This is a genomic window from Rufibacter sp. DG15C (assembly GCF_001577755.1).
Classification (GTDB): domain Bacteria; phylum Bacteroidota; class Bacteroidia; order Cytophagales; family Hymenobacteraceae; genus Nibribacter.
Window position 1 is genome coordinate 2,248,645 of record NZ_CP010776.1, and the last position, 24,087, is coordinate 2,272,731.

Here is a 24,087-nt window from a genome sequence, read left to right on the forward strand (position 1 = left end):
ACAACTTTGGCTACAAGTAAAACGACAGAGCGGATTAATTTCGCTTCCATCAAAAAGGTCATTGAGTATCCCGACTTTTTGGATGTACAGCTGAAGTCCTTCCAGGACTTTTTCCAATTGGAAACAGCCGCCGAAAACCGCACAGAAGAAGGTCTTTTCAAAGTGTTTGCAGAGAACTTTCCTATCTCTGACTCAAGAGAGAACTTCGTTCTTGAATTCGTTGACTACCACGTTGATCCTCCAAAATACTCAGTTGATGAGTGTATTGACCGCGGCTTAACGTATTCTGTTCCGTTGAAAGCAAAACTTCGTCTCATCTGTAATGATGATGACAATGAGGATTTTGAGACAATTGAACAAGAGGTGTTCTTAGGGAACATCCCCTACATGACTGAGAAAGGTTCATTTGTGATTAATGGCGCCGAGCGCGTGATTGTATCTCAGTTGCACCGCTCACCTGGCGTGTTCTTCGCGCAAAGCAAGCACACCAACGGTACCAAACTATATTCTGCCAGAATCATTCCTTTTAAAGGATCTTGGATAGAATTCGCGACAGACGTGAACAACGTGATGTACGCATACATTGACCGTAAGAAGAAATTCCCGGTTACCACTCTTTTAAGAGCCATCGGTTATGGTACTGACAAAGACATCCTAGACTTGTTCGGGTTGTCTGAGGAAGTAAAAGCCGATAAGAAAACGCTTAAGAAAGTTGTTGGTAGAAAGTTAGCTGCACGGGTTCTTAGAACCTGGACAGAGGACTTCGTAGATGAGGACACTGGTGAAGTAGTTTCAATTGACCGTAATGAGGTAATCTTAGAGCGTGACTCTGAGGTAACTGAGGACGATCTTGATATCATCATTGACTCTGGTGTTAAGTCTATCATTCTTCATCGGGAGAATGTAAACATTGCAGACTACACCATCATTTACAATACTCTACAGAAAGATAACTCTAACTCTGAGCAGGAAGCCGTAGAGCAGATCTACCGCCAGTTGCGTAACACAGAGGCGCCAGACGTTGAGACGGCTAGAGACATCATCCAGAAGTTGTTCTTCAGTGATAAGCGTTATGATCTAGGAGATGTTGGTCGCTATAGAATCAACAAGAAGCTAGGCCTTGACAAAAACTGGGAAGCCAAGGTATTGACCAATGAGGACATCGTTCTTATTGTGAAGTACCTGATTGGTTTGATTAACTCACGTGCGGTAGTGGATGATATTGACCACTTAAGTAACCGTAGAGTAAGAACCGTTGGTGAGCAGTTGTATGCGCAGTTTGGTGTAGGTCTTGCCCGTATGGCCAGAACCATCAAGGAGCGTATGAACGTGCGTGACAACGAGGAGTTCAAGCCAGTAGACTTGATCAACGCCAGAACATTGTCTTCTGTGATCAACTCTTTCTTTGGTACCAACCAGTTGTCTCAGTTCATGGACCAGACCAACCCATTGGCAGAAATCACGCACAAGCGTCGTGTGTCTGCACTAGGGCCAGGAGGTCTATCCAGAGAGCGCGCCGGTTTTGAGGTTCGTGACGTTCACTACACCCACTACGGTCGTCTTTGTACTATTGAAACACCAGAGGGACCAAACATTGGTTTGATTTCTTCTCTGTGTGTGCACGCACGCGTCAACAGCATGGGCTTTATTGAGACACCTTACAGAAATGTGGTGAACGGTAAAGTGGATGTGACGTCTACCGTGAAATACCTGACAGCTGAAGAAGAAGATACCCACCACATTGCACAGGCAAATGCCCGCATTGATGAAGAAGGTAACTTCGTAAACGATAAAGTAAAAGGCCGTTTTGAAGGTGACTTCCCGGTAGTAGAGCCAGAGCGCTATACCTACATGGACGTTGCTCCTAACCAAATCGTTTCGGTAGCAGCCTCATTGATTCCTTTCTTGGAGCATGATGATGCTAACCGTGCCTTGATGGGATCTAACATGCAGCGCCAGGCGGTTCCTTTGGTGAAGCCACAAGCTCCAATTGTAGGAACTGGTCTAGAAGGCAGAGCCGCTTTGGACTCCAGAGCTTTGGTTCGTGCTGAAGGCGAAGGTGAGGTTCATTTTGTAGATGCAGATAGAATCATCATCCGTTATGACCTAAGCGATATTGAGAAGCTAATTAGCTTTGACGCTGAGTTTGTAACCTATGACTTGATCAAATTCCGTCGTACCAACCAAGACACTTGTATCAACTTGACTCCTTTGGTTAAAAAAGGAGAGAAAGTAACCAAGGGTCAGCCATTATGCGAAGGTTACGCTACTAACCAAGGCGAACTTGCCTTAGGTAGAAACTTACAGGTTGCGTTCATGCCTTGGCAAGGATACAACTTTGAGGATGCTATTGTTATCTCTGAGCGTGTAGTGAGAGATGACATCTTTACTTCAATTCACATTGAGGAGTTTGAACTGGAAGTTCGTGAGACGAAGCGTGGCGAGGAGGAATTAACCTCTGAAATCCCGAACGTGAGCGAAGAAGCAGTTCGTAACCTGGATGAGAACGGTATCATCAGAATTGGTGCCGAGGTACGTGAAGGTGATATCTTGATTGGTAAAATCACTCCAAAAGGAGAGACGGATCCAACGCCAGAAGAGAAACTTCTTCGTGCCATCTTCGGTGACAAAGCCGGTGATGTGAAGGATGCATCCTTGAAAGCGCCGCCATCCTTGAATGGTGTGGTTATTGAAACCAAACTCTTCTCTCGTCCTAAGAAAGACAAAAACCTTCGGGCCAAGTCTAAGAAGGAAGTAGAAGACCTGAAAGTGAAATACAACAGCGAGCTTAAAGCAGTGAAAACTGTGATGGTTGAGAAGCTGATTGCTCTACTTGAAGGTAAAACTAGCCAAGGCGTCCGTCACCGTTTCGGGGATGAGATGATTGCCAAAGGTGCCAAGTTTGGTAAGAAGAACATCACGGAAGGTCTATTCCCTGATAAGAACCCTTACAAGGACGAAAGCAACTATGCCGTAGCCGAAGAGGTGAACATCTTTAAGGATCTGATCCTAGAAGGATGGACCGCAGATGAGCAGACAAACAAAATGTTGTTGGAGTTGGTGAAAAACTACACCAAGCGCCGCAACACTATCTCTGCCCGTTTCAAACGTGATCGCTTCACTCTTGAGGTAGGTGATGAGTTACCAGCCGGTATCGTGCAGTTGGCCAAAGTCTACATCGCTAAGAAGCGCAAGCTGAAAGTAGGTGATAAGATGGCGGGTCGTCACGGTAACAAAGGGGTTGTAGCTCGTATCGTGCGTGATGAGGACATGCCGTTCTTAGAAGATGGAACACCAATGGACATCGTTTTGAACCCACTAGGGGTACCTTCCAGGATGAACATCGGGCAGATCTACGAGACCGTACTTGGTTGGGCTGGTCTGAAATTGGGACGCAAGTATGCGACGCCAATCTTTGACGGTGCTTCTGAAGAAGAAGTATCTGCTGAGTTGAAAGAAGCAGGCGTTCCTGTATATGGCCGTACCTATCTATTTGATGGTTTGAGCGGAGATCGTTTTGATCAACCAGTAACCGTTGGTGTGATTTACATGCTGAAACTAGGTCACTTGGTAGATGATAAGATGCACGCACGTTCTATCGGACCATACTCATTGATCACGCAGCAGCCATTGGGTGGTAAAGCCCAGTTTGGTGGTCAGCGTTTTGGTGAGATGGAGGTGTGGGCATTGGAGGCCTTCGGTGCCGCCAACGTTTTACAAGAAATCCTGACCGTGAAGTCAGATGACGTGATTGGTCGTGCAAAGGCCTATGAAGCCATTGTAAAAGGAGACGTGTTGCCTAAGCCAAATATCCCTGAGTCGTTCAACGTGTTGATTCACGAACTCAGAGGCTTGGCCCTAGAGATTACGCTGGACTAATGTGATACAGTTTTGAGGAGATTTCAGAAAAAGAGGCCAAAAACGGCTCTTTCTGGAGTCTCCTTAACTCACATTAAATGCCTTAAGAACAAATAGGAGTTTTACATATCTAGCAACACATAACATGGCGTTAGCAAGAAATAAAAAGTTAGTTCAAGACTTCTCTAAAGTAACCATCAGCTTGGCTTCTCCAGAATCAATCCTGGAGAGATCAAACGGAGAGGTGACTAAGCCGGAAACGATCAACTACAGAACCTACAAGCCAGAGATGGGTGGTCTGTTCTGCGAGCGTATTTTCGGACCAGTGAAGGATTGGGAGTGCCACTGCGGTAAATACAAGAGAATCCGTTACAAAGGGATTATCTGTGACCGTTGCGGAGTTGAGGTAACTGAAAAGAAAGTGCGTCGTGAGCGCATGGGCCATATTGAATTAGTAGTACCGGTAGCACATATCTGGTACTTTAAGTCATTGCCAAACAAAATTGGTTATCTATTGGGTCTGCCAACCAAGAAATTGGACCAGATCATTTACTATGAGCGGTATGTAGTTATTCAGGCAGGTATCTTGGCAGAAGACGGTGTGAACACACTGGACTTCTTGACTGAGGACGAGTACCTGGACATGATTGACAAGCTTCCTCGTGAGAACCAAATGTTGGACAACCATGATCCAAACAAGTTCATCGCGAGAATGGGTGCCGAGGCGTTACAAATGCTTTTGGAGCGCATCAGCTTAGATGACCTATCGTATGATTTGCGTTACTCTGCCGCTCATGAGACTTCTCAGCAGCGTAAGGCAGATGCTTTAAAGCGCCTTCGCGTGGTTGAAGCATTCCGTGACGCTTCTACCAGAATTGAGAACAAGCCTGAGTGGATGGTTATCCGCATGGTGCCTGTGATTCCGCCGGAATTGCGTCCATTGGTTCCCTTGGATGGCGGTCGTTTCGCAACCTCAGATTTGAACGACTTATATCGTCGTGTAATCATCCGTAATAACCGTCTTAAGCGCTTGATAGAGATCAAGGCGCCAGAGGTGATTCTGCGGAATGAGAAGCGTATGCTACAAGAGGCCGTGGATTCTCTGTTTGACAACTCACGTAAAGTGAATGCTGTTAGAGCAGAGGGTAACCGCGCCTTGAAATCTTTATCTGACATGCTGAAAGGTAAGCAAGGACGTTTCCGTCAAAACTTGCTTGGTAAGCGTGTGGATTATTCTGGCCGTTCTGTAATTGTAGTAGGACCAGAGTTGAAACTGCATGAGTGCGGTCTACCTAAGAACATGGCGGCTGAGCTTTTCAAACCGTTCATCATCCGTAAGCTTATTGAGCGCGGTATTGTGAAGACGGTAAAGTCTGCTAAGAAAATTGTAGACAGAAAAGACCCAGTGGTTTGGGATATCCTTGAAAATGTATTGAAAGGACACCCAGTACTATTGAACCGTGCTCCTACGCTCCACAGATTAGGTATTCAGGCATTCCAGCCAAAGCTGATTGAAGGAAAAGCAATCCAGTTGCACCCATTGGTGTGTACGGCCTTTAACGCTGACTTTGACGGTGACCAGATGGCGGTGCACGTTCCACTAGGACCTGCTGCTGTTTTGGAAGCCTCTATGTTGATGCTGGCTGCCCACAATATCTTGAACCCTGCTAACGGTGCTCCAATTGCAGTACCTTCTCAGGACATGGTATTGGGTCTGTATTATGTAACCAAAGGAAAACGTACCACTGAGAAGGAGAAAATCCAAGGTGAGGGTATGTCTTTCTATAGCGCTGAAGAGGTAATCATTGCCATCAATGAAGGTAGATTATCTAAGCAAGCATATATCAAAGTTAGAGCAAAAGTTGCCGGCGAAAACGGAGAGTTAACTACTCAGTTAATTGAAACAGTTGCCGGTAGAGTGCTCTTTAACCAGTTGGTACCAGAGGCGGTGGGCTATGTAGACGAACTTCTTACTAAGAAGAAGCTACAGCAGATCATCTCGCGTGTATTCAAGGTGACAGGAATGGCCAGAACGGCTCAGTTCCTGGATGATATCAAAACCCTAGGATTCCAGTCTGCTTACAAAGGCGGTCTGTCCATGGGTCTTGGTGACATTGTGATCCCGAAAGAGAAAGACATCTTGGTAGCAGAAGCTAAGAAAGATGTGGACGCTGTTTGGGCCAACTACTCAATGGGTCTTATCACAGACAATGAGCGTTATAACCAAGTAATTGATATCTGGACACGTATCAACAACCAGATCACAGAAACGTTGATGAGCCGTCTTGAAAAAGACGATCAAGGTTTCAACTCCATCTTCATGATGATGCACTCCGGAGCCCGTGGTTCTAGAGAGCAGATTCGTCAGCTGGGTGGTATGAGAGGTTTGATGGCTAAGCCACAAAAATCATTGCAAGGATCTGTAGGGGAGATTATTGAAAACCCAATTCTATCTAACTTTAAAGAAGGTCTAGATGTAATTGAGTACTTCATCTCTACCCACGGTGCCCGTAAAGGTCTAGCGGATACTGCCTTGAAAACGGCAGATGCGGGTTACTTGACTCGTCGTCTGGTAGACGTTTCTCAAGACGTAATCGTGAATGAGCCTGACTGCGGTACTTTGCGTGGTCTTGAGGTGAGCGCCTTGAAAGACAACGAGGATATTGTTGAGTCTCTATCTGAGCGTATCCTGGGCCGTGTGAACGTTCATGATATCGTGAACCCACACACCAATGAAGTTATCCTTGAGTCTGGTAATGAAATTACCGAGGAGGTAGCTAAAATCATTGAAGGTACCGCCATTGAGGCTGTTGAGATCCGTTCAGTGTTGACGTGTGAGACCAAGCGTGGTATTTGTGCCAAATGCTACGGTCGTAACTTGTCTACGGGTAGAATGGTGCAGAAAGGGGAAGCCGTTGGGGTTATCGCCGCACAATCTATTGGTGAGCCAGGTACACAGTTGACCCTTCGTACTTTCCACGTAGGTGGTACTGCCTCTAACATTGCGGTAGATGCAGCCATCCGTGCCAAGTTCAACGGTAAGATTGAGTTTGAAGACGTTAGAACTATTGATACCACCAATGCTGAAGGTGACCGCGTGAAAGTGGTAATGGGACGCTCTGGTGAAGTTAAAGTAGTTGATCCTAATACCGGCAAATTGTTGATCAGTAACCACGTTCCTTATGGTTCATTTTTAGTAGTGGATGAAGGACAAGAGGTTGCCAAAGGCGATGAGCTATGTAACTGGGATCCATACAACGCGGTTATCTTGTCAGAGTTTGACGGGTCTATTGAGTATGATTCCATCGTGGAAGGTATCACCTACCGTGAGGAGTCAGATGAGCAGACTGGTCACCGTGAGAAGGTTATCATTGAAACGAAGGATAAGACCAAAAACCCTGCTATCGTCGTGAACCCTGCCAATGGCGAGCCGAAAGGTTACAACATTCCAGTAGGTGCCCACATCACGGTAGAAGATGGTCAGAAGATCAACGCTGGTCAGATTGTGGCTAAGATCCCTCGTGCCATTGGTAAAACCCGCGACATTACGGGTGGTCTACCACGCGTTACGGAGCTCTTTGAGGCACGTAACCCGTCTAACCCAGCCGTAGTGAGTGAGATTGACGGCGTAGTAACCTATGGTGGTATAAAGCGCGGTAACCGCGAGATTTATATTGAGTCTAAGGATGGCGTGAAGAAGAAGTACATGGTGCCTCTTTCCAAGCACATCCTAGTTCAGGACAATGACTTTGTGCGTGCCGGTGTTCCATTATCTGATGGTGCCATCACTCCAAATGACATCCTGAACATCCAAGGCCCAGGTGCCGTGCAAGAATACCTAGTGAATGAAATTCAGGAGGTATACCGCTTGCAAGGTGTGAAGATCAATGACAAGCACATTGAAGTAGTGGTTCGTCAGATGATGCAGAAAGTGAATGTTCTTGACCCAGGTGATACTAGCTTCCTAGAGAACCAGACAGTGGACAAGGTAACGTTCATGGAAGAGAATGACATGATCATTGACATGAAAGTAGTGGAGGATGCAGGAGACTCAACCGCCATGAAACCAGGTATGATCGTGACGGCTCGCCGTCTGCGTGATGAGAACTCTAGCTTAAAGCGTCGTGACCTTCGCATTGTGACGGTACGTGATGCCCAGCCAGCGGTGTCTAGACCAACCCTACAAGGTATCACACAAGCATCCCTTGGTACGCAAAGCTTTATCTCAGCGGCATCCTTCCAGGAGACTACTAAGGTATTGAGCGAGGCAGCTATCAAAGGAAAGGCGGATGAGTTGTTAGGCTTGAAAGAGAACGTAATTGTGGGTCACTTAATCCCGGCAGGTACTGGACTTAGAGAGTACACTAAACTAATTGTTGGATCCAAGGATGAGTATGAAGCTCTTACTGCCAGCAGACAGTCAGGTGTGAAATCTAAGCAAGGCGAACTGCAGGAGAAATAAGATGGCAGCTACGGAACAGCAAAGTCAGATAAACATTGAGCTGACCGAGGAAATTGCAGAAGGGGAATACGCTAACTTAGCCATGATTGCCCATTCACACAGTGAATTTGTAATTGACTTTATCCGCTTGATGCCCGGCATTCCGAAAGCCAAAGTAAAAGCAAGAGTGGTGATTACTCCAGAGCATGCCAAGCGTTTTTTGGCTGCTTTGGAGGAAAACATCCAAAAGTATGAAGAAAGTTTTGGGGGCATAAAGCAGACGCAGGAAGCCCCCAGCTTTCCTCTAAACTTTGGCGGAACCATAGGCGAAGCCTAAGCCATTAATAATAAGTGAATTAAAACTTTGAATTTGCAAAGCAAAATTTATACCTTTGCAAACCATTTTTTGAAGAGAGAAATCAGTTTAAAAAGTTAGTAAATGCCTACTATACAACAATTAGTAAGAAAGGGAAGAGAGAAACTAACATCTAAGTCTAAATCCCCAGCCCTTGACTCATGTCCGCAGAGACGTGGCGTGTGTACACGCGTTTACACAACCACACCTAAGAAGCCTAACTCAGCAATGAGAAAAGTGGCTCGTGTGCGTTTGACAAACGGCAAAGAAGTCAATGCTTACATCCCTGGTGAAGGCCACAACCTACAGGAGCACTCTATTGTGTTAATCAGAGGTGGTCGTGTGAAAGACTTACCAGGTGTAAGATATCACATCATCCGTGGTGCATTGGATACAGCTGGTGTAAACGGTCGTCTACAGTCCCGTTCTAAGTACGGAGCTAAACGTCCTAAGCCAGGTCAGCCAGCGGCTGCAGCAGGTAAAGGCGGTAAGAAAAAATAATAAGGATTTAGATAATGAGAAAAGCAAAACCAAAGAAGAGAATTCTTCTTCCTGATCCTAAGTACAAAGAGACTCTAGTTACCAGATTTGTGAATTACATGATGGTGGACGGTAAAAAGAGTACTGCATACAAGATATTCTACGATGCTTGCGACTTAGTTGAGAAAAGAACTAAGGAGAGCGGTCTTGAGACCTGGAGAAAAGCATTGAACAATATCATGCCAGGTGTAGAGGTGAAAAGCCGCCGCGTGGGTGGTGCTACTTTCCAGGTGCCAACTGAGGTACGTCCGGATAGAAAGATTTCACTCGGAATCAAATGGATGATTTCTTATGCTCGCAAGAGAGGTGAGAAAACAATGATGGACAAATTGGCCGGTGAGATCATCGCTGCGGCTAAAGGAGAAGGTGCCGCTGTGAAGAAGAAAGACGATACTCACAGAATGGCGGAAGCCAACAAGGCATTCTCACACTTTAGATTCTAATTAATGGCTCGGGATTTAAAATACACAAGAAATATAGGTATTGCTGCGCATATTGATGCCGGTAAGACCACGACTACTGAGCGTATCCTTTACTATGCTGGTGTAAGCCACAAAATAGGAGAGGTGCACGATGGAGCCGCCACCATGGACTGGATGGAGCAGGAGCAGGAAAGAGGTATCACTATTACCTCTGCCGCTACCACTGTAAACTGGGACTACAGAGGCGAAAAATACCATATCAACATCATTGATACACCAGGTCACGTTGATTTTACCGTAGAGGTAAACCGTTCCCTTCGTGTATTAGATGGTTTAGTTTTCTTGTTTAGTGCAGTGGATGGTGTAGAGCCACAATCTGAAACTAACTGGAGACTAGCTGACAACTACAAAGTTGCCCGTATTGGTTTCGTTAACAAAATGGACCGTTCAGGCGCAGACTTCTTAGGAGTATGTAAGCAGGTGAAAGAAATGCTAGGTAGCAATGCCGTAGCATTACAGTTACCAATTGGTGCAGAAGATAACTTTAAAGGAGTAGTAGACCTAGTAAACTTCCGTGGTATCGAGTGGAATGAGTCTGATAAAGGTATGACCTTTACTGAGGTTCCAATTCCAGACGATATGTTGGAAGAGGCAGAAGAATACAGAGAGAAATTGTTAGAGGCAGTAGCTGATTACGATGAGGCTCTAATGGAGAAATACTTTGAGGATCCAGCATCAATCACTGAGGCTGAAATCATTGAAGCACTTCGTAAAGCAACCATTGACATGGCGATCGTGCCAATGCTTTGCGGTTCTTCTTTCAAAAACAAAGGTGTACAAACAATGCTTGATTATGTGATGGCTCTTATTCCATCACCTCTAGACAAAGAAAATATTGTAGGTACAAACCCAGATACAGGTGAAGAGGTAACTCGTCAGCCAAGTGAAAGCGAGCCATTTGCTGGCCTAGCTTTCAAAATTGCAACTGACCCTTACGTAGGACGTCTTTGCTTTGTACGCGCCTATTCAGGTGTGTTAGAGTCTGGATCTTACGTGTACAATACTCGCTCAAATAACAAAGAGCGTATCTCTCGTATCTTCCAGATGCACGCCAACAAGCAAAACCAAATCGAAAGACTAAGTGCTGGAGATATTGGAGCGGTTGTAGGTTTCAAAGACATCAAAACCGGAGATACCCTTTGCGACCAGAACGCGAAAATCGTTTTGGAATCAATGGACTTCCCAGAACCAGTAATTGGATACGCCATTGAGCCTAAAACTCAAGCTGACTCTGATAAAATGGGAATGGCGATTGCCAAGCTTATTGAAGAAGATCCAACCCTACAGGTAAATACTGACGAGGAAACTGGTCAGACTATCTTGAGAGGTATGGGTGAGCTTCACTTAGAGATCATCATTGACCGCATGAAGCGCGAGTTCAAGGTTGAGTTGAACCAAGGTGCGCCTCAAGTAGCTTACAAAGAAACCATCACCAAGACAGTTGAGCACAGAGAAGTGTTCAAAAAGCAGTCTGGTGGTCGTGGTAAGTTCGCGGACATCGTGTTCAACATGGGCCCTCGTGAAGATGGCAAGCAAGGTCTTGAGTTTGAGAATGCCATTGTGGGTGGTGTAATCCCTAGAGAATTCATCCCTGCGGTTCAAAAAGGATTCGAAGAGGCCATGAAAAATGGTATCTTAGCAGGATTCCCAATTGATTCAATGAAAGTGCGTTTGTTCCACGGATCATTCCACGACGTTGACTCAGACTCACTATCATTTGAATTGGCAGCCCGTCAAGGCTTTAGAGAAGCTGGTAAGCAGTGTGCTCCTAAGTTGCTTGAGCCAATCATGGCGGTAGACGTTGTGACTCCAGATGAGTACACAGGTCCAGTGACAGGTGACTTGAACAGAAGAAGAGGTATCATGAAAGGTATGGATACCAAAGGGACTTCTACAGTAGTGAAAGCTGACGTTCCTTTATCAGAACTGTTTGGTTATGTAACTGACTTACGTACCATTACTTCTGGCCGTGCCACTGCATCACTTACTTTCTCTCATTATGAGCAAGTGCCGCAAAACCTGGCAGATGGTATCATCGCAAAATTAAAAGGAACAGCTAAATAAGTTGAAATAGAATGAATCAAAAGATCAGAATTAAGCTGAAATCTTACGATCACAATCTGGTTGACAAATCATCAGAGAAAATCGTGAAAGCGGTGAAAGCGACTGGCGCGATCGTGAGTGGTCCCATTCCTTTGCCAACTGAGAAAGATATTTTCACAGTATTGCGTTCTCCACACGTAAACAAAAAAGCGCGTGAGCAATTCCAACTTTGTACCTACAAAAGATTAGTAGATATCTATTCTACTTCTTCTAAAACAGTAGATGCTTTGATGAAGTTAGAGTTGCCAAGTGGTGTTGATGTTGAGATCAAAGTCTGATAATACAAAATCCATTAAAAAGGGAGAGGGGTAACCTCTCCCTTTTTTTTTATCCATTCGTCGTTTTTGCCCTGTTTTCAAGAAATCAGGGCAAAAACGACGAATGGATAATTTAAGAATAATTAGTAAAGATTTGGAGACTATAAATTCGAAAGCCTAGGAAGCTAAAAGGAGTTTGATGGATAATAATATTCCAAATCATTAGTATCTGAAAACAAATAATTTAGAGGGGCTTGTAAAAGAAAAAATAAATAATGAACTTTGCACTCCCAAATAACACCTAAACGGGTGTATTATATTCATTGTTAAATAAATAAAGTAGAATGCCTGGAATTATCGGTAAGAAAATCGGAATGACAAGCCTCTTCACACCTGAGGGTAAGAGCGTGGCCTGTACTTTGATTCAAGCAGGACCATGCGTTGTGACCCAGGTCAAAACGCAGGAAGTGGATGGCTACACAGCTATCCAGCTTGGATACGGAGAGAAGAAAGTTAAAAGAACAAGCAAAGCGCTTGCTGGCCACTTCCAAAAAGCTAACACAACTGCTAAGAAAAAGCTAGTTGAATTTAGATTAGACGACGTAGCTTCTTATTCTTTAGGAGACGAAGTAAACGTTGGTTCATTTGAAGAAGGTGAATTTGTAGATGTAGTAGGTACCTCTAAAGGTAAAGGTTTCCAAGGCGTTGTAAAACGTTACAACTTTGCCGGTGTTGGTGGACAGACTCACGGTCAGCACAACAGAGCAAGACACCCTGGTTCAATTGGTGCCTGTTCATGGCCATCCAGAGTATTCAAAGGAATGCGTATGGCTGGTAGAATGGGTGGTGACAGAGTTAAAATCCAAAACCTTCGTGTGCTTAGAATTTTGCCAGAACAAAACGTTTTGGTGGTAAGTGGTTCTGTGCCTGGTGCTAAAAATTCATTTATCGTAGTTGAGAAATAAGATGGAGATATCAGTTTTCAATAGTAAAGGCCAAGATACAGGAAGAAAAGTAACGCTTCCAGAGTCTGTGTTCGGTGTTGAGCCGAATGAGCATGCCATGTATCTGGATGTAAAGCAATACTTGGCTAACCAACGTCAAGGAACGCACAAGTCAAAAGAGCGTGCTGAAATTGCTGGATCTACTAAAAAGATCAAAAAGCAAAAAGGTACAGGTGGAGCCAGAGCTGGTTCATTGAAGTCTCCAGTGTTTGTAGGTGGTGGCCGTGTATTCGGACCTAAGCCAAGAAACTATAGCTTCAAGCTGAATAAGAAGTTGAAAGCAGTGGCAAGATTGTCAGCCTTGTCAACTTTGGCGAAAGGTGATAGAGTTGTCATGTTGGACAACTTGGTGATTGACACTCCTAGAACAAAGGATTTCATTGCTATTTTGAATGGCTTGAACCTAACTGCCAAGAAAACGCTTGTGATCACTAATGAAGTGAACACCAATGCAGTATTGTCTAGCAGAAATGTTCCTAAAGTGAAGATTGCTACCGCTTCAGGTTTAACAACCTATGATTTGTTAAATGCTGATAGAGTAATTTGTTTAGAAGAGTCTCTTTCAGTTCTTGAAGAACTTTACGCCACAAAATAATGAGCATTTTAAAAAGACCATTGCTTACTGAAAAGCTGACAGCCCTTACAGAAAAGGGTGTGTTTGCCTTTGAGGTTGATAGAAAAGCAAATAAGATTGAGATCAAGAAAGCGATCCAGTCTAAATACGGAGTTACAGTAGAGAAAATTTCTACTATGCGTACCCAAGGCAAACTGAAATCTAGAAATACGAAATCAGGTGTTGTGACAGGTCGTACAGCCTCTACCAAGAAAGCTATTGTAACATTGAAAGAGGGAGAAGTTATTGACTTCTACAGCGGCATCTAAGTTTAAAATAGAATGGCATTAAGAAAACTAAGACCAACAACACCAGGTCAAAGATTTAGAATCGCGCCAGCCTTCACTGAAATCACGAAGAGCGAGCCTGAGAAATCTTTGTTGGCATCCAAGAAAAAATCTGGTGGACGTAACAATGCGGGTCGTATGACCATGCGCTACATAGGCGGTGGACATAAGAAAAGATTCCGTATCATCGACTTCAAAAGAACGAAGTACGGTGTTCCTGCAACAGTAAAAGCGATTGAGTACGATCCAAACAGAACGGCCCGTATTGCTTTGCTTTACTATGCAGATGGTGAGAAAACCTACATCATTGCTCCAGCAGGCTTGGCAGTGGACGCAACAGTAGTATCAGGACCAGGAGTAGCTCCAGAAGTGGGTAACGCTCTTCCTCTATCTGATATTCCTCTAGGTACCATTGTACACAACATTGAGTTAACTCCAGGTAATGGTGGAATCATGGCAAGAAGTGCAGGTTCATATGCACAGCTTGTAGCAAGAGAAGGCCGTTATGCAACCTTGAAGTTACCATCAGGTGAAATGAGAATGGTTCTGGTTAACTGTATGGCTACTGTAGGATCAGTGTCAAATGCAGACCACATGAATGTGAAGTTGGGCAAAGCCGGACGTAGCAGATGGATGGGTATCAGACCACGTGTAAGAGGTGTTGCTATGAACCCTGTCGATCACCCAATGGGTGGTGGTGAAGGTAAGTCATCAGGTGGTCACCCACGCTCACGTAATGGCTTATATGCCAAAGGTCAGAAGACCAGAAACAAAAATAAATACTCAGAGAACCTGATCGTTAATAGAAGGAAAAAATAAGTAATGGCAAGATCATTAAAAAAAGGGCCTTATATTGACTTTAGGCTCGACAAAAAAGTCCAGGCAATGGACGAATCTGGTAAAAAAGCGGTAATCAAGACTTGGTCACGTCGCTCAATGATTTCCCCAGATTTCGTAGGTCATACATTTGCAGTACATAACGGGAATAAATTCATCCCAGTTTATGTAACTGAAAACATGGTAGGTCACAAGTTAGGTGAGTTTGCTCCAACCAGAAACTTCAGAGGCCATATTGCTAAAAAGGATAAAGGTAAGAGATAATGGAAGCGGTAGCTAAACTAAATAATGTACCAAGCTCACCTCGTAAGATGAGATTGGTAGCGAACTTGATTCGTGGCAAAAGTGTTACACGCGCTCTTGGCTTGCTTAAATTTGAAGCCAATGCAGGTGCACCAAAGCTAGAGAAGCTATTATTATCTGCTTTATCTAACTGGCAAGCTGCTAATGCGGATGCTCGTATTGAAGATGCTAATCTTTTCATCAAAGAAATTAAAGTTGATGAAGGAAAGATGTTGAAGCGTCTTCGTCCAGCTCCTCAAGGTAGAGGTCACCGGATCAGAAAAAGATCAAATCATGTAACGCTTGTGATTGATTCAAAACCAGTAGTGGAAGCAGTTGAATCATCCGAATCTAACAAAGCCAAATAGTTAAAATGGGACAAAAAGTTAATCCAGTTGGCCTAAGACTAGGTATCGTTAAAGGCTGGGACTCTAATTGGTACGGAGGAAAGGATTTCGCTGACAAACTTATTGAAGACGAAAAAATCCGTAAATATATTCTTGCCCGTATTCCTAAAGGTGGTATCTCAAAGATCATTATTGAGCGCACCCTTAAGAGAATCACCATCACTATCAACACGGCCCGTCCTGGTGTAGTAATTGGTAAAGGCGGTCAAGAGGTTGACAAAATCAAAGAAGAGCTAAAGAAAATCACTAGCAAAGATGTTCAAATCAATATCTTTGAAATTAAACGTCCAGAGCTGGATGCGAAATTGGTAGGTGAATCTGTAGCTCAACAACTTCAAGCGCGTATTTCTTTCAGAAGAGCTATGAAGCAAGCAATTGCTTCTGCTTTGAGAGTAGGTGCTGAAGGTATCAAAATTCAAGTTTCAGGCCGTTTGGGTGGTGCTGAAATGGCACGTACTGAGCATTACAAAGAAGGCCGCACTCCTCTACATACATTGAGAGCTGATATTGACTATGCATTGTCAGAAGCTCAAACTGTATATGGTAAATTGGGGATCAAAGTTTGGATCTTCAAAGGAGAAGTTTTCGGAAAGCGTGACTTATCTCCAAACGCCGGTCAGCAAAGCGGTGGTCCTTCAACAGGAGGCCCTCGTAACGATCGGAATGAAAGAGGTGGCAACGACCGTCGTGACGGTCGCAACAAACGCCCTGGTGATGTCAACCAGAAGCGAAGTAGTGGTGCCAAACGCAAGTAGTTGTTCAACCATTTTAGGTTAATTAAAAATGTTACAACCAAAACGGACTAAATATAGAAAGATGCAGAAAGGCCGTGTCCGCGGTCTGGCCCAAAGAGGAAGTACAATTTCTTTTGGATCATTTGCTATCAAGTCGTTAGAAGCCTCTTGGATTACTAGCCGTCAAATTGAAGCTGCTCGTATCGCAATGACGCGTGCAATGAAACGTGAAGGCCAAGTATGGATTCGTATTTTCCCTGACAAACCTATTACTAAGAAGCCTGCAGAGGTTCGTATGGGTAAGGGAAAAGGATCTCCTGAGTATTGGGTAGCTGTGGTGAAACCAGGTACCATTATGTTTGAATCTGATGGAGTTCCACTAGAAGTAGCTCAAGAATCTCTGCGTTTAGCTGCTCAGAAGTTGCCTGTCAGAACTAAGTTTGTTGTACGTAGAGATTACGTTGAGAAATAATCATGAAGCAGTCTGAGATAAAGGCTTTCTCACTTACAGAAGTGAAGGAGCAACTTGCAGCAGAGAGAAATAACCTGGAGAACTTAAAGTTTGCCCATGCTATTTCTCCGTTGGAAAACCCCAGCAGAATTAAGCACACAAGAAAAACCATCGCCAGACTAGAGACTCAATTGCGGTCTCTAGAACTCAATGGCTAATTTAGAGATCCATGGAGACTAGAAATTTAAGAAAAGAGAGAACTGGACGCGTGGTAAGCAACAAGATGGACAAGTCTATCACAGTTGTAGTAGAGAGCCGTATGAAACACCCTATCTACGGTAAATTCCTTTCCAAGTCCAAGAAGTTCATGGCACATGATGAGAAAAACGAGTGCGGTATCGGTGATACTGTACGCATCATGGAGACTAGACCAATGAGCAAGAACAAGTGCTGGCGCTTAGTTGAAATTATAGAAAGAGCTAAATAAGATGATACAACAAGAATCAAGACTTTCTGTTGCTGATAACAGTGGTGCAAAAGAGGTATTGTGCATTCGTATCTTAGGTGGTACAGGCAAGAAATACGCTTCTGTAGGAGATAAAATTGTTGTAACGGTAAAATCAGCTCTTTCTTCCGGTAACGTTAAGAAAGGTACTGTTACAAAAGCAGTGATTGTTAGAACGAAAAAAGAAGTACGTCGCAAGGACGGTTCTTATATCCGATTTGACGATAACGCTGCAGTATTGTTGAACAACAACGACGAGCCTCGTGGTACGCGTATTTTTGGGCCAGTTGCCCGTGAACTACGTGAAAGACAGTTTATGAAAATTGTTTCTTTGGCTCCTGAAGTATTATAGACCTTAGAGAGAGGAAAAGATGACAAAGAATAAACTTCATGTAAAAAAAGGCGATACTGTTAAAGTTATTGCTGGTGACGATAAAGGTAAAACTGGTACTGTTACCACTGTTTTGGTTGACAAACAGAAGGTGGTTGTAGAAGGTCTGAACCTTGTATCTAAACACCAAAAGCCAAGTGCCAAGAATCCTCAGGGAGGTATCAATAAAATTGAAGCTCCTATCCATGCTAGCAATGTTATGCTGGTAGAGGCTGGTACTAATGTAGCTACTAGAACTGGTAAAAAGTTGAATGAAGGCGGTAAGCTTCAACGCTATTCCAAAAAATCTGGAAATTTAATTTAACATGGCGGCTAGACTTAAAGAAAAATATACAAAAGAGATCATGCCTTTGTTAAAGGAGAAATTCCAATACAAAAGTGTGATGGAGGTTCCAAAGATTACCAAGATTAGCATCAATAGAGGTATTGGTAATGCCGTGGCTGATAAGAAATTGGTAGACATTGGAGTTGATGAGTTGACAATCATTGCTGGACAGAAAGCAGTTCAAACGAAAGCTAAAAACTCAATCTCAAACTTCAAACTAAGAGAAGGTATGCCAATTGGCGCCAGAGTGACTCTTAGAGGGGAGAGAATGTATGAGTTTTTAGATCGTTTGATGACCATCGCTCTTCCACGTGTTCGTGACTTCAAAGGTATTAGTGACAAAGGTTTTGATGGCCGTGGTAACTATACATTAGGTGTAAAAGAGCAGATTATCTTTCCTGAGATAAGCATTGACAAGATCAAGTCAATTGCTGGTATGGACATCACGTTTGTGACGACTGCCAAAAACGATGAAGAGAGCTATGAGCTTTTAAAAGCGTTTGGAATGCCTTTCGTCAACTTAAAGAAATAAGAAAATGGCTAAAGAATCAGTAAAAGCTAGAGAGCTTAAAAGACAGAAACTAGTTGCCAAATACGCTGCCAAAAGAGCTACTCTAAAAGCAGCTGGTGATTATGAAGGCCTGGATAAATTGCCCAAGAATGCCTCTCCAGTTCGTCTGCACAACCGTTGCAAATTAACAGGAAGACCAAGAGGATATATGAGAAAGTTCGGTATCTCTCGTGTTACTTTCAGAGAGATGGCCTCAGCTGGCAAGATTCCTGGAGTAACGAAGGCAAGTTGGTAATTATTACACCTACTGTTTTATAAGTTAAGAAAGATTAGTATCTTTGCGGCTCCCTAAAAAGAGCGGAATCTAAAATTATAGTCTAATGCATTCAGATCCGATAGCAGATTATTTAACTAGACTACGGAATGCCATCAAGGCAAATCACCGTGTAGTTGAAATTCCGGCTAGCAAAATAAAAAAGGAATTAACCAAAGTTCTCTACGAGAAAGGTTATATCCAAAGTTACAAGTTCGATGATAGCTCAATTCAAGGCTCTATTAAAATTGCCTTGAAGTATGATCCAGCTACCAAGCAGTCTGCTATCGTGAAACTTGAGAGAGTCTCTAAGCCGGGGCTCCGCAAGTACGTGCACTTAGAAAAGTTGCCACGTGTATTGAATGGATATGGTATTGCCATTCTTTCTACCTCTAAAGGGGTAATCACAGACAAAGAGGCCAAAGGTCTTAATGTAGGTGGTGAGGTATTGTGTTACGTGTATTAATTAGTAGAAAATGTCACGGATAGGTAAACTTCCCATCACGCTTCCACAAGGTGTTGAGGTGTTGGTAAATCAGGATAACCTGGTTACAGTGAAAGGCCCTAAAGGATCGCTTTCTGCTCCTGTTGATACAGATATTCAGGTTCAGGTAGAAGATGGAGTACTAACTGTAATCCGTCCTACTGAGCAGAAGAGACACAAAGCCTTACATGGTCTTTATCGTTCTATCATCAACAACATGATAGTAGGGGTAAGCACTGGCTATAAAATTGATTTGGAACTAGTTGGTGTAGGTTACAAAGCCACAACTACTGGTCAAACTTTAGAGTTGGCACTTGGATATTCTCACAATATCTATGTAGCACTTCCTGAAGAAATCAAAGCTAATGCTGTAACTGAAAAAGGTAAAGCACCTGTTATTTCATTAGAAGGAATTGATAAGCAGTTGATAGGCCAGGTAGCTGCTAAGATCCGTTCACTTCGTAAAGTTGAGCCTTACAAAGGTAAAGGTATTCGCTTCGTTGGTGAAGTTGTTAGAAGAAAAGCTGGTAAAACTGCTTCTAAATAAGAAAGAGTATGTCATTCGATAAAGCAAAAAGAAGACTTAGAATCCGTCGAAGCATCCGTAACAAGGTTTCTGGCACAGCACAACGTCCGCGTCTTGCTGTATTCAGAAGCAATAAGTTTATCTATGCTCAAATTATAGATGACGTTAATGGTGTTACCTTGGCTTCTTCTTCCTCTGCCAAAGTAGAGGCAGCTGCCGGTGAAAACAAAACAGGAGCTTCAGCTCATGTTGGACGTGATATCGCAGCTAAAGCCCAAGAGAAAGGTATTTCTGAAGTTGTATTTGACAGAGGTGGATATCTTTACCATGGTAGAGTAAAATCATTAGCTGATGCGGCTCGTGAAGCGGGTCTAAAATTCTAAGAAGATGTCAAAATTGAATATTAGAAGTATCAAAGCAAGCGAGATCGAGCTGAAAGAGCGCGTAGTAGCTATTAACCGTGTGGCCAAGGTAGTAAAAGGAGGTAGAAGATTTAGCTTCTCCGCTATCGTGGTAGTAGGTGATGGTGCTGGTGTTGTAGGTTATGGTCTAGGTAAAGCCAATGAGGTAACCGACGCTATTGCTAAGGGTATTGACGATGCTAAGAAAAACTTAGTTCGTGTACCATTGTTCAAGCACACAGTGCCACACACAATGGAAGGTAAATTCTCTGGAGGATTTGTGTTGATTAAGCCTGCTGCAGCTGGTACTGGTGTAATAGCTGGTGGTGCAATGCGTGCAGTGTTTGAAAGTGCAGGTATTAAAGATGTATTGGCTAAATCTAAAGGTTCTTCCAACCCACACAACGTGGTAAAAGCAACTTTTGATGCCTTGTCTAAAATGCGTGATCCTTTGGTAGTTGCTCAGCAACGTGGTATTAGTTTACAACGAGTTTTCAACGGGTAATCATGGCACAAGTTCAAATCACCCAGATTAAAAGTATTATTGATCGTCCTGAAAGACAAAAGGCTACTATGAAAGCTTTAGGTCTTGGTAAAATCAATAAGACTGTCATAAAAGAGTTTACTCCTCAAATTGCAGGAATGGTAAACCACGTTCAACATTTAGTAGCAGTTAAGGAGGTCTAATAATGAACTTAAGTACATTAAAACCTGCTGAAGGTTCTGTTAAGGATCGGAAGAGAATTGGTCGCGGAACTGGTTCAGGTAAAGGTGGTACTTCCACCCGTGGACACAAAGGCGCCAAATCTCGTTCAGGATATTCTTCTAAGGCAGGATTTGAAGGTGGTCAGATGCCATTAGTGCGTCGTGTTCCTAAATTTGGTTTCAAGAACTTCAACCGTGTTGAATATTCAGCGGTTAACTTAGATGTTCTTCAAAACCTTATCACTAAAACTGGTTCTTCTGTTATCAACTTTGATACTTTCCGTCAAAACGGCTTAGCTTCTAAAAATGATAACATCAAAATCTTAGGTAGAGGTGAGATTACAAGCGCCATTGAAGTGCATGCGCACGCATTCTCTCAGACGGCAATTGAAGCAATTGAAAAAGCAGGCGGCAAGGTTGTGACTTTGTAATACATGAAGAAGCTGATTTCTACGATAAAGAACATTTTTGCCATTGAAGATTTGCGAGTTAGAATCCTAAATACTTTAGGATTCATCGCAATTTTCAGGCTAGGATCATATGTGGTATTGCCAGGAATTGATCCTTCCAAATTAGAATCTAGTGCGCAAGGAATTTTAGGTCTTTTAGATACCTTCTTAGGTGGAGCATTTGGTAATGCCTCCATTTTTGCGTTGGGTATTATGCCTTATATTTCTGCGTCTATCGTTTTACAGCTTCTTACTATTGCTGTTCCTTATTTCCAAAAGTTACAGAAGGAGGGTGAGTCTGGCCGTAAAAAGATTAACCAGTACACTAGAGTATTGACTATTGCAATTACCCTAGCTCAGTCTGTTGCTTTTATTGCTACCATTAATGCAGAAGCTATTAATCCTGCAGTAAACAACACACTCTTCACCATTTCTTCTATGATCATCTTAACTGCCGGAACTATGTTCTGCATGTGGTTAGGTGAGAAAATCACTGATAAAGGGATTGGTAATGGTATTTCTATGCTGATTATGATTGGTATAGTATCCCGTCTCCCAGGCGCTTTAATCGGTGAGGCTATGGCTTTAGGATTAGGTAAAGCTCTTATTTTCATCATTGAGCTAATTGTTCTTTTCTTTGTTGTGATGAGTGTAGTTATGCTCACTCAAGCTATCAGAAGAATTCCAGTTCAATACGCTAAGCAAGTTGGGGGCAGCGCTTCTTTAGAGGCAGGTCAACGTCAGTTTATTCCTTTAAAAGTGAATGCTGCTGGTGTTATGCCTATCATATTTGCTCAGTCCTTAATGTTCCTGCCAGCAATGGTTGCCTCTTTCTGGCAAAATGAAAGTGAGTTAGCCAGTGAGATTGGTTCTGTATTCTCAGATTATACCTCTTGGCAATACAATGTTTCATTTGCTGTATTGATTATCATTTTTACTTTTTTCTACACAGCCATCAGTGTGAATCCTAACCAGATTTCAGATGACTTGAAAAGAAGTGGTGGCTTTGTGCCAGGTGTGAAACCAGGTTTAGCGACTTCTGAATTTATTGATGAAGTTTTGACCAGAATCACTTTACCGGGTGCTATATTCCTTGCGATAATTGCTATCCTACCTTCCATTGCTATGCTGTTTGGTGTGACCAGAGAATTTGCTGCCTTCTTTGGAGGTACGTCTCTTATCATTCTTGTAGGTGTTGTATTGGATACGCTAAACCAAATTGAAAGCTATCTTTTAATGAAACATTATGATGGAATGATGAAGTCTGGTAAGCTTAGAGGTAGATCTACTTCAAATATTGCGGTTGCTTCTTAAGAATGATTGTTTACAAAACTGAAGAAGAAATTGAGATCATAAAGGAAGGTGCTCAGATTCTCGGGAAAGCACATGGTGAAGTCGCCAAAGCTATTTCAGAAGGAGTTACTACCTTGCAGTTAGATAAAATTGCCGAAGAGTATATCTTTGACAATGGAGGTTCGCCTTCTTTTAAAGGCTACAATGGATTCAAAAATAGCTTATGCATAAGCTTGAATTCAGCAGTAGTTCATGGAATTCCTAGTTCATATGCTCTGCAATCAGGAGACGTTCTGTCTGTTGATTGTGGAGTTTATTTTAAGGGCTACCATAGTGACAGTGCTTACACCTACGCTGTAGGGCAAGTTGATTCAAGTGTTGCTGATCTGTTAGCCCGCACCAAAGAATCCTTGTATAAAGGAATTGACTGGGCGGTAGCTGGTGCCAGAATTGGAGACATTGGGTTTGCTGTGCAATCTCATGTGGAGCAATTTGGTTACGGTGTGGTTAGAGAGTTAGTGGGGCATGGATTAGGCAAAAGCTTACATGAAAGCCCTGAAGTTCCTAACTATGGTAAACGTGGGCAAGGCATGAAACTACAAGAAGGTTTGGTAATTGCCATTGAACCCATGGTTAATTTAGGTTCAAGACACGTAGTTCAGGAAGAGGATGGTTGGACAATCCGGACGCGTGACAAAAAACCTTCGGCACATTTTGAGCATACTGTGGTAGTTAGAAAGGGGAAAGCCGAAATTTTGACTACTTTTGAATACATAGAAAAAGCATTGAACTAATTCATGGCTAAACAGTCTTCTATTGAACAAGACGGTACCATCATCGAGGCGCTATCCAACGCAATGTTCCGGGTAGAATTAGAAAATGGCCATCAAGTAATCGCTCACATTTCAGGTAAGATGCGGATGCACTACATCAAAATTCTTCCTGGTGATAGAGTGAAATTGGAAATGTCTCCCTACGACCTAAGTAAAGGAAGAATAGTTTACAGATACAAATAAGCAGATGAAAGTTAAAGCGTCAGTAAAAAAGCGCAGTGAAGACTGCAAAGTGATCAGACGTAAAGGGAAGCTTTACGTGATCAACAAGAAGAATCCACGTTATAAACAAAGACAAGGTTAATTTTTAAAACATGGCTAGAATAGCAGGAGTTGATATTCCAGATAACAAAAGAGGCGAAATTGCCTTGACGTACATTTTCGGTATTGGCCGGAAATTGTCACAGTCTATTTTGGTGAAGGCTGGGGTGGATCTTGACAAGAAAGTTAAGGATTGGACGGAGGATGAGGCGGGTGAAATCCGTAACGTTATCGCTTCAGAGCACAAAGTAGAAGGTGTTCTTCGTTCTGAGGTACAATTGCACATCAAGCGTTTGATGGACATTGGATCTTACCGTGGACTACGTCACAGAAAAGGTTTGCCAACCAGAGGTCAGAGAACTAAAAACAACTCTAGAACCAGAAAAGGCAAGCGTAAGACTGTTGCAAACAAGAAGAAGGCATCTAAATAATTAAACTA

32 protein-coding genes are annotated in these 24,087 nt (G+C 43.1%); all 32 read left to right on the forward strand.

The genetic code is table 11. From position 1 onward, the window contains the following. Positions 1–6 precede the first annotated feature (6 nt). The 32 genes from rpoB to rpsM all read left to right on the forward strand — a co-directional run bounded on the left by rpoB (position 7) and on the right by rpsM (position 24,079). On the forward strand, positions 7–3,879 hold the full coding sequence (rpoB, locus tag TH61_RS09545) for a DNA-directed RNA polymerase subunit beta (RefSeq protein WP_066508594.1): 3,873 nt from the start codon (positions 7–9) through the stop codon (positions 3,877–3,879). 124 nt (positions 3,880–4,003) lie between these two features. Next, positions 4,004–8,320 carry a DNA-directed RNA polymerase subunit beta' gene (gene rpoC / locus TH61_RS09550; RefSeq protein WP_066508599.1) on the forward strand — a complete coding sequence of 1,439 codons (4,317 nt, stop codon included), beginning with the start codon at positions 4,004–4,006 and terminating at the stop codon, positions 8,318–8,320. Between the two features lies 1 nt (position 8,321). Continuing rightward, a complete protein-coding gene (locus tag TH61_RS09555; RefSeq protein ID WP_066508601.1) occupies positions 8,322–8,636 on the forward strand; it encodes a DUF3467 domain-containing protein in 315 nt (104 codons plus the stop codon). Between the two features lie 102 nt (positions 8,637–8,738). Further along, positions 8,739–9,155 carry a 30S ribosomal protein S12 gene (gene rpsL, locus TH61_RS09560; protein ID WP_066508603.1) on the forward strand — a complete coding sequence of 139 codons (417 nt, stop codon included), beginning with the start codon at positions 8,739–8,741 and terminating at the stop codon, positions 9,153–9,155. 14 nt (positions 9,156–9,169) lie between these two features. After that, entirely contained in the window at positions 9,170–9,637 is a 468-nt protein-coding gene (gene rpsG, locus TH61_RS09565; protein WP_066508604.1) for a 30S ribosomal protein S7, read from the forward strand. 3 nt (positions 9,638–9,640) lie between these two features. Further along, positions 9,641–11,740 carry an elongation factor G gene (gene fusA / locus TH61_RS09570; protein WP_066508605.1) on the forward strand — a complete coding sequence of 700 codons (2,100 nt, stop codon included), beginning with the start codon at positions 9,641–9,643 and terminating at the stop codon, positions 11,738–11,740. Between the two features lie 11 nt (positions 11,741–11,751). Beyond that, positions 11,752–12,057, forward strand: a complete 306-nt coding sequence (gene rpsJ, locus TH61_RS09575) for a 30S ribosomal protein S10 (RefSeq protein WP_048919298.1) — start codon at positions 11,752–11,754, stop codon at positions 12,055–12,057. 323 nt (positions 12,058–12,380) lie between these two features. Then, positions 12,381–13,001, forward strand: a complete 621-nt coding sequence (rplC, locus tag TH61_RS09580; protein ID WP_066508608.1) for a 50S ribosomal protein L3 — start codon at positions 12,381–12,383, stop codon at positions 12,999–13,001. A gap of 1 nt (position 13,002) precedes the next feature. Next, positions 13,003–13,635: a 50S ribosomal protein L4 gene (rplD, locus tag TH61_RS09585; RefSeq protein WP_066508610.1), complete on the forward strand. Its 633-nt coding sequence runs from the start codon at positions 13,003–13,005 to the stop codon at positions 13,633–13,635. Continuing rightward, a complete protein-coding gene (gene rplW / locus TH61_RS09590; RefSeq protein ID WP_066508613.1) occupies positions 13,635–13,922 on the forward strand; it encodes a 50S ribosomal protein L23 in 288 nt (95 codons plus the stop codon). Before rplD ends, rplW begins: the two co-directional genes overlap by 1 nt. 12 nt (positions 13,923–13,934) lie before the next feature. Beyond that, positions 13,935–14,759, forward strand: a complete 825-nt coding sequence (gene rplB / locus TH61_RS09595) for a 50S ribosomal protein L2 (RefSeq protein ID WP_066508614.1) — start codon at positions 13,935–13,937, stop codon at positions 14,757–14,759. Positions 14,760–14,762: 3 nt separating this feature from the next. Then, the gene (rpsS, locus tag TH61_RS09600) at positions 14,763–15,041 is read left to right on the forward strand and encodes a 30S ribosomal protein S19 (RefSeq protein WP_066508617.1); all 279 of its coding nucleotides are present in this window, start codon (positions 14,763–14,765) and stop codon (positions 15,039–15,041) included. Then, complete coding sequence (gene rplV / locus TH61_RS09605; RefSeq protein WP_066508621.1) at positions 15,041–15,427, forward strand: 50S ribosomal protein L22; 387 nt, start codon at positions 15,041–15,043, stop codon at positions 15,425–15,427. The genes rpsS and rplV overlap by 1 nt, the downstream gene beginning before the upstream one ends. Before the next feature lie 5 nt (positions 15,428–15,432). Beyond that, entirely contained in the window at positions 15,433–16,221 is a 789-nt protein-coding gene (rpsC, locus tag TH61_RS09610; RefSeq protein WP_066508623.1) for a 30S ribosomal protein S3, read from the forward strand. A 28-nt stretch (positions 16,222–16,249) separates the two neighbouring features. Continuing rightward, positions 16,250–16,672 (forward strand): 50S ribosomal protein L16, encoded by a 423-nt coding sequence (rplP, locus tag TH61_RS09615; protein ID WP_066508625.1) that lies wholly within the window; start codon positions 16,250–16,252, stop codon positions 16,670–16,672. Positions 16,673–16,674: 2 nt separating this feature from the next. Next, positions 16,675–16,869, forward strand: coding sequence for a 50S ribosomal protein L29 (rpmC, locus tag TH61_RS09620; protein ID WP_066508626.1), 195 nt, complete (start codon positions 16,675–16,677; stop codon positions 16,867–16,869). Between the two features lie 11 nt (positions 16,870–16,880). Next, the gene (rpsQ, locus tag TH61_RS09625) at positions 16,881–17,138 is read left to right on the forward strand and encodes a 30S ribosomal protein S17 (protein ID WP_066508629.1); all 258 of its coding nucleotides are present in this window, start codon (positions 16,881–16,883) and stop codon (positions 17,136–17,138) included. A gap of 1 nt (position 17,139) precedes the next feature. Then, positions 17,140–17,508 (forward strand): 50S ribosomal protein L14, encoded by a 369-nt coding sequence (gene rplN / locus TH61_RS09630; protein WP_066508631.1) that lies wholly within the window; start codon positions 17,140–17,142, stop codon positions 17,506–17,508. A 19-nt stretch (positions 17,509–17,527) separates the two neighbouring features. Then, positions 17,528–17,851, forward strand: coding sequence for a 50S ribosomal protein L24 (rplX, locus tag TH61_RS09635; RefSeq protein ID WP_066508635.1), 324 nt, complete (start codon positions 17,528–17,530; stop codon positions 17,849–17,851). 1 nt (position 17,852) lies between these two features. Continuing rightward, positions 17,853–18,404, forward strand: coding sequence for a 50S ribosomal protein L5 (gene rplE, locus TH61_RS09640; protein ID WP_066508636.1), 552 nt, complete (start codon positions 17,853–17,855; stop codon positions 18,402–18,404). 4 nt (positions 18,405–18,408) lie between these two features. Continuing rightward, the gene (rpsN, locus tag TH61_RS09645) at positions 18,409–18,678 is read left to right on the forward strand and encodes a 30S ribosomal protein S14 (RefSeq protein WP_066508638.1); all 270 of its coding nucleotides are present in this window, start codon (positions 18,409–18,411) and stop codon (positions 18,676–18,678) included. Between the two features lie 85 nt (positions 18,679–18,763). Next, positions 18,764–19,162 carry a 30S ribosomal protein S8 gene (gene rpsH / locus TH61_RS09650; protein WP_066508644.1) on the forward strand — a complete coding sequence of 133 codons (399 nt, stop codon included), beginning with the start codon at positions 18,764–18,766 and terminating at the stop codon, positions 19,160–19,162. Between the two features lie 10 nt (positions 19,163–19,172). Further along, positions 19,173–19,727, forward strand: a complete 555-nt coding sequence (rplF, locus tag TH61_RS09655; RefSeq protein ID WP_066508646.1) for a 50S ribosomal protein L6 — start codon at positions 19,173–19,175, stop codon at positions 19,725–19,727. 8 nt (positions 19,728–19,735) lie between these two features. Further along, on the forward strand, positions 19,736–20,089 hold the full coding sequence (rplR, locus tag TH61_RS09660; protein WP_066508648.1) for a 50S ribosomal protein L18: 354 nt from the start codon (positions 19,736–19,738) through the stop codon (positions 20,087–20,089). A gap of 4 nt (positions 20,090–20,093) precedes the next feature. Then, positions 20,094–20,612 carry a 30S ribosomal protein S5 gene (gene rpsE, locus TH61_RS09665; RefSeq protein ID WP_066508649.1) on the forward strand — a complete coding sequence of 173 codons (519 nt, stop codon included), beginning with the start codon at positions 20,094–20,096 and terminating at the stop codon, positions 20,610–20,612. A 2-nt stretch (positions 20,613–20,614) separates the two neighbouring features. Further along, on the forward strand, positions 20,615–20,794 hold the full coding sequence (gene rpmD / locus TH61_RS09670) for a 50S ribosomal protein L30 (RefSeq protein WP_066508650.1): 180 nt from the start codon (positions 20,615–20,617) through the stop codon (positions 20,792–20,794). A 2-nt stretch (positions 20,795–20,796) separates the two neighbouring features. Continuing rightward, positions 20,797–21,243, forward strand: a complete 447-nt coding sequence (gene rplO / locus TH61_RS09675; RefSeq protein WP_066508652.1) for a 50S ribosomal protein L15 — start codon at positions 20,797–20,799, stop codon at positions 21,241–21,243. Positions 21,244–21,246: 3 nt separating this feature from the next. After that, entirely contained in the window at positions 21,247–22,575 is a 1,329-nt protein-coding gene (gene secY / locus TH61_RS09680) for a preprotein translocase subunit SecY (protein WP_066508654.1), read from the forward strand. Between the two features lie 2 nt (positions 22,576–22,577). After that, complete coding sequence (gene map / locus TH61_RS09685) at positions 22,578–23,348, forward strand: type I methionyl aminopeptidase (RefSeq protein WP_066508656.1); 771 nt, start codon at positions 22,578–22,580, stop codon at positions 23,346–23,348. 3 nt (positions 23,349–23,351) lie between these two features. Then, the gene (gene infA / locus TH61_RS09690) at positions 23,352–23,570 is read left to right on the forward strand and encodes a translation initiation factor IF-1 (RefSeq protein ID WP_048919321.1); all 219 of its coding nucleotides are present in this window, start codon (positions 23,352–23,354) and stop codon (positions 23,568–23,570) included. 4 nt (positions 23,571–23,574) lie between these two features. Next, the gene (gene ykgO, locus TH61_RS17830) at positions 23,575–23,691 is read left to right on the forward strand and encodes a type B 50S ribosomal protein L36 (RefSeq protein ID WP_071885446.1); all 117 of its coding nucleotides are present in this window, start codon (positions 23,575–23,577) and stop codon (positions 23,689–23,691) included. Between the two features lie 10 nt (positions 23,692–23,701). Beyond that, positions 23,702–24,079: a 30S ribosomal protein S13 gene (rpsM, locus tag TH61_RS09695; protein ID WP_066508657.1), complete on the forward strand. Its 378-nt coding sequence runs from the start codon at positions 23,702–23,704 to the stop codon at positions 24,077–24,079. Positions 24,080–24,087 lie beyond the last annotated feature (8 nt).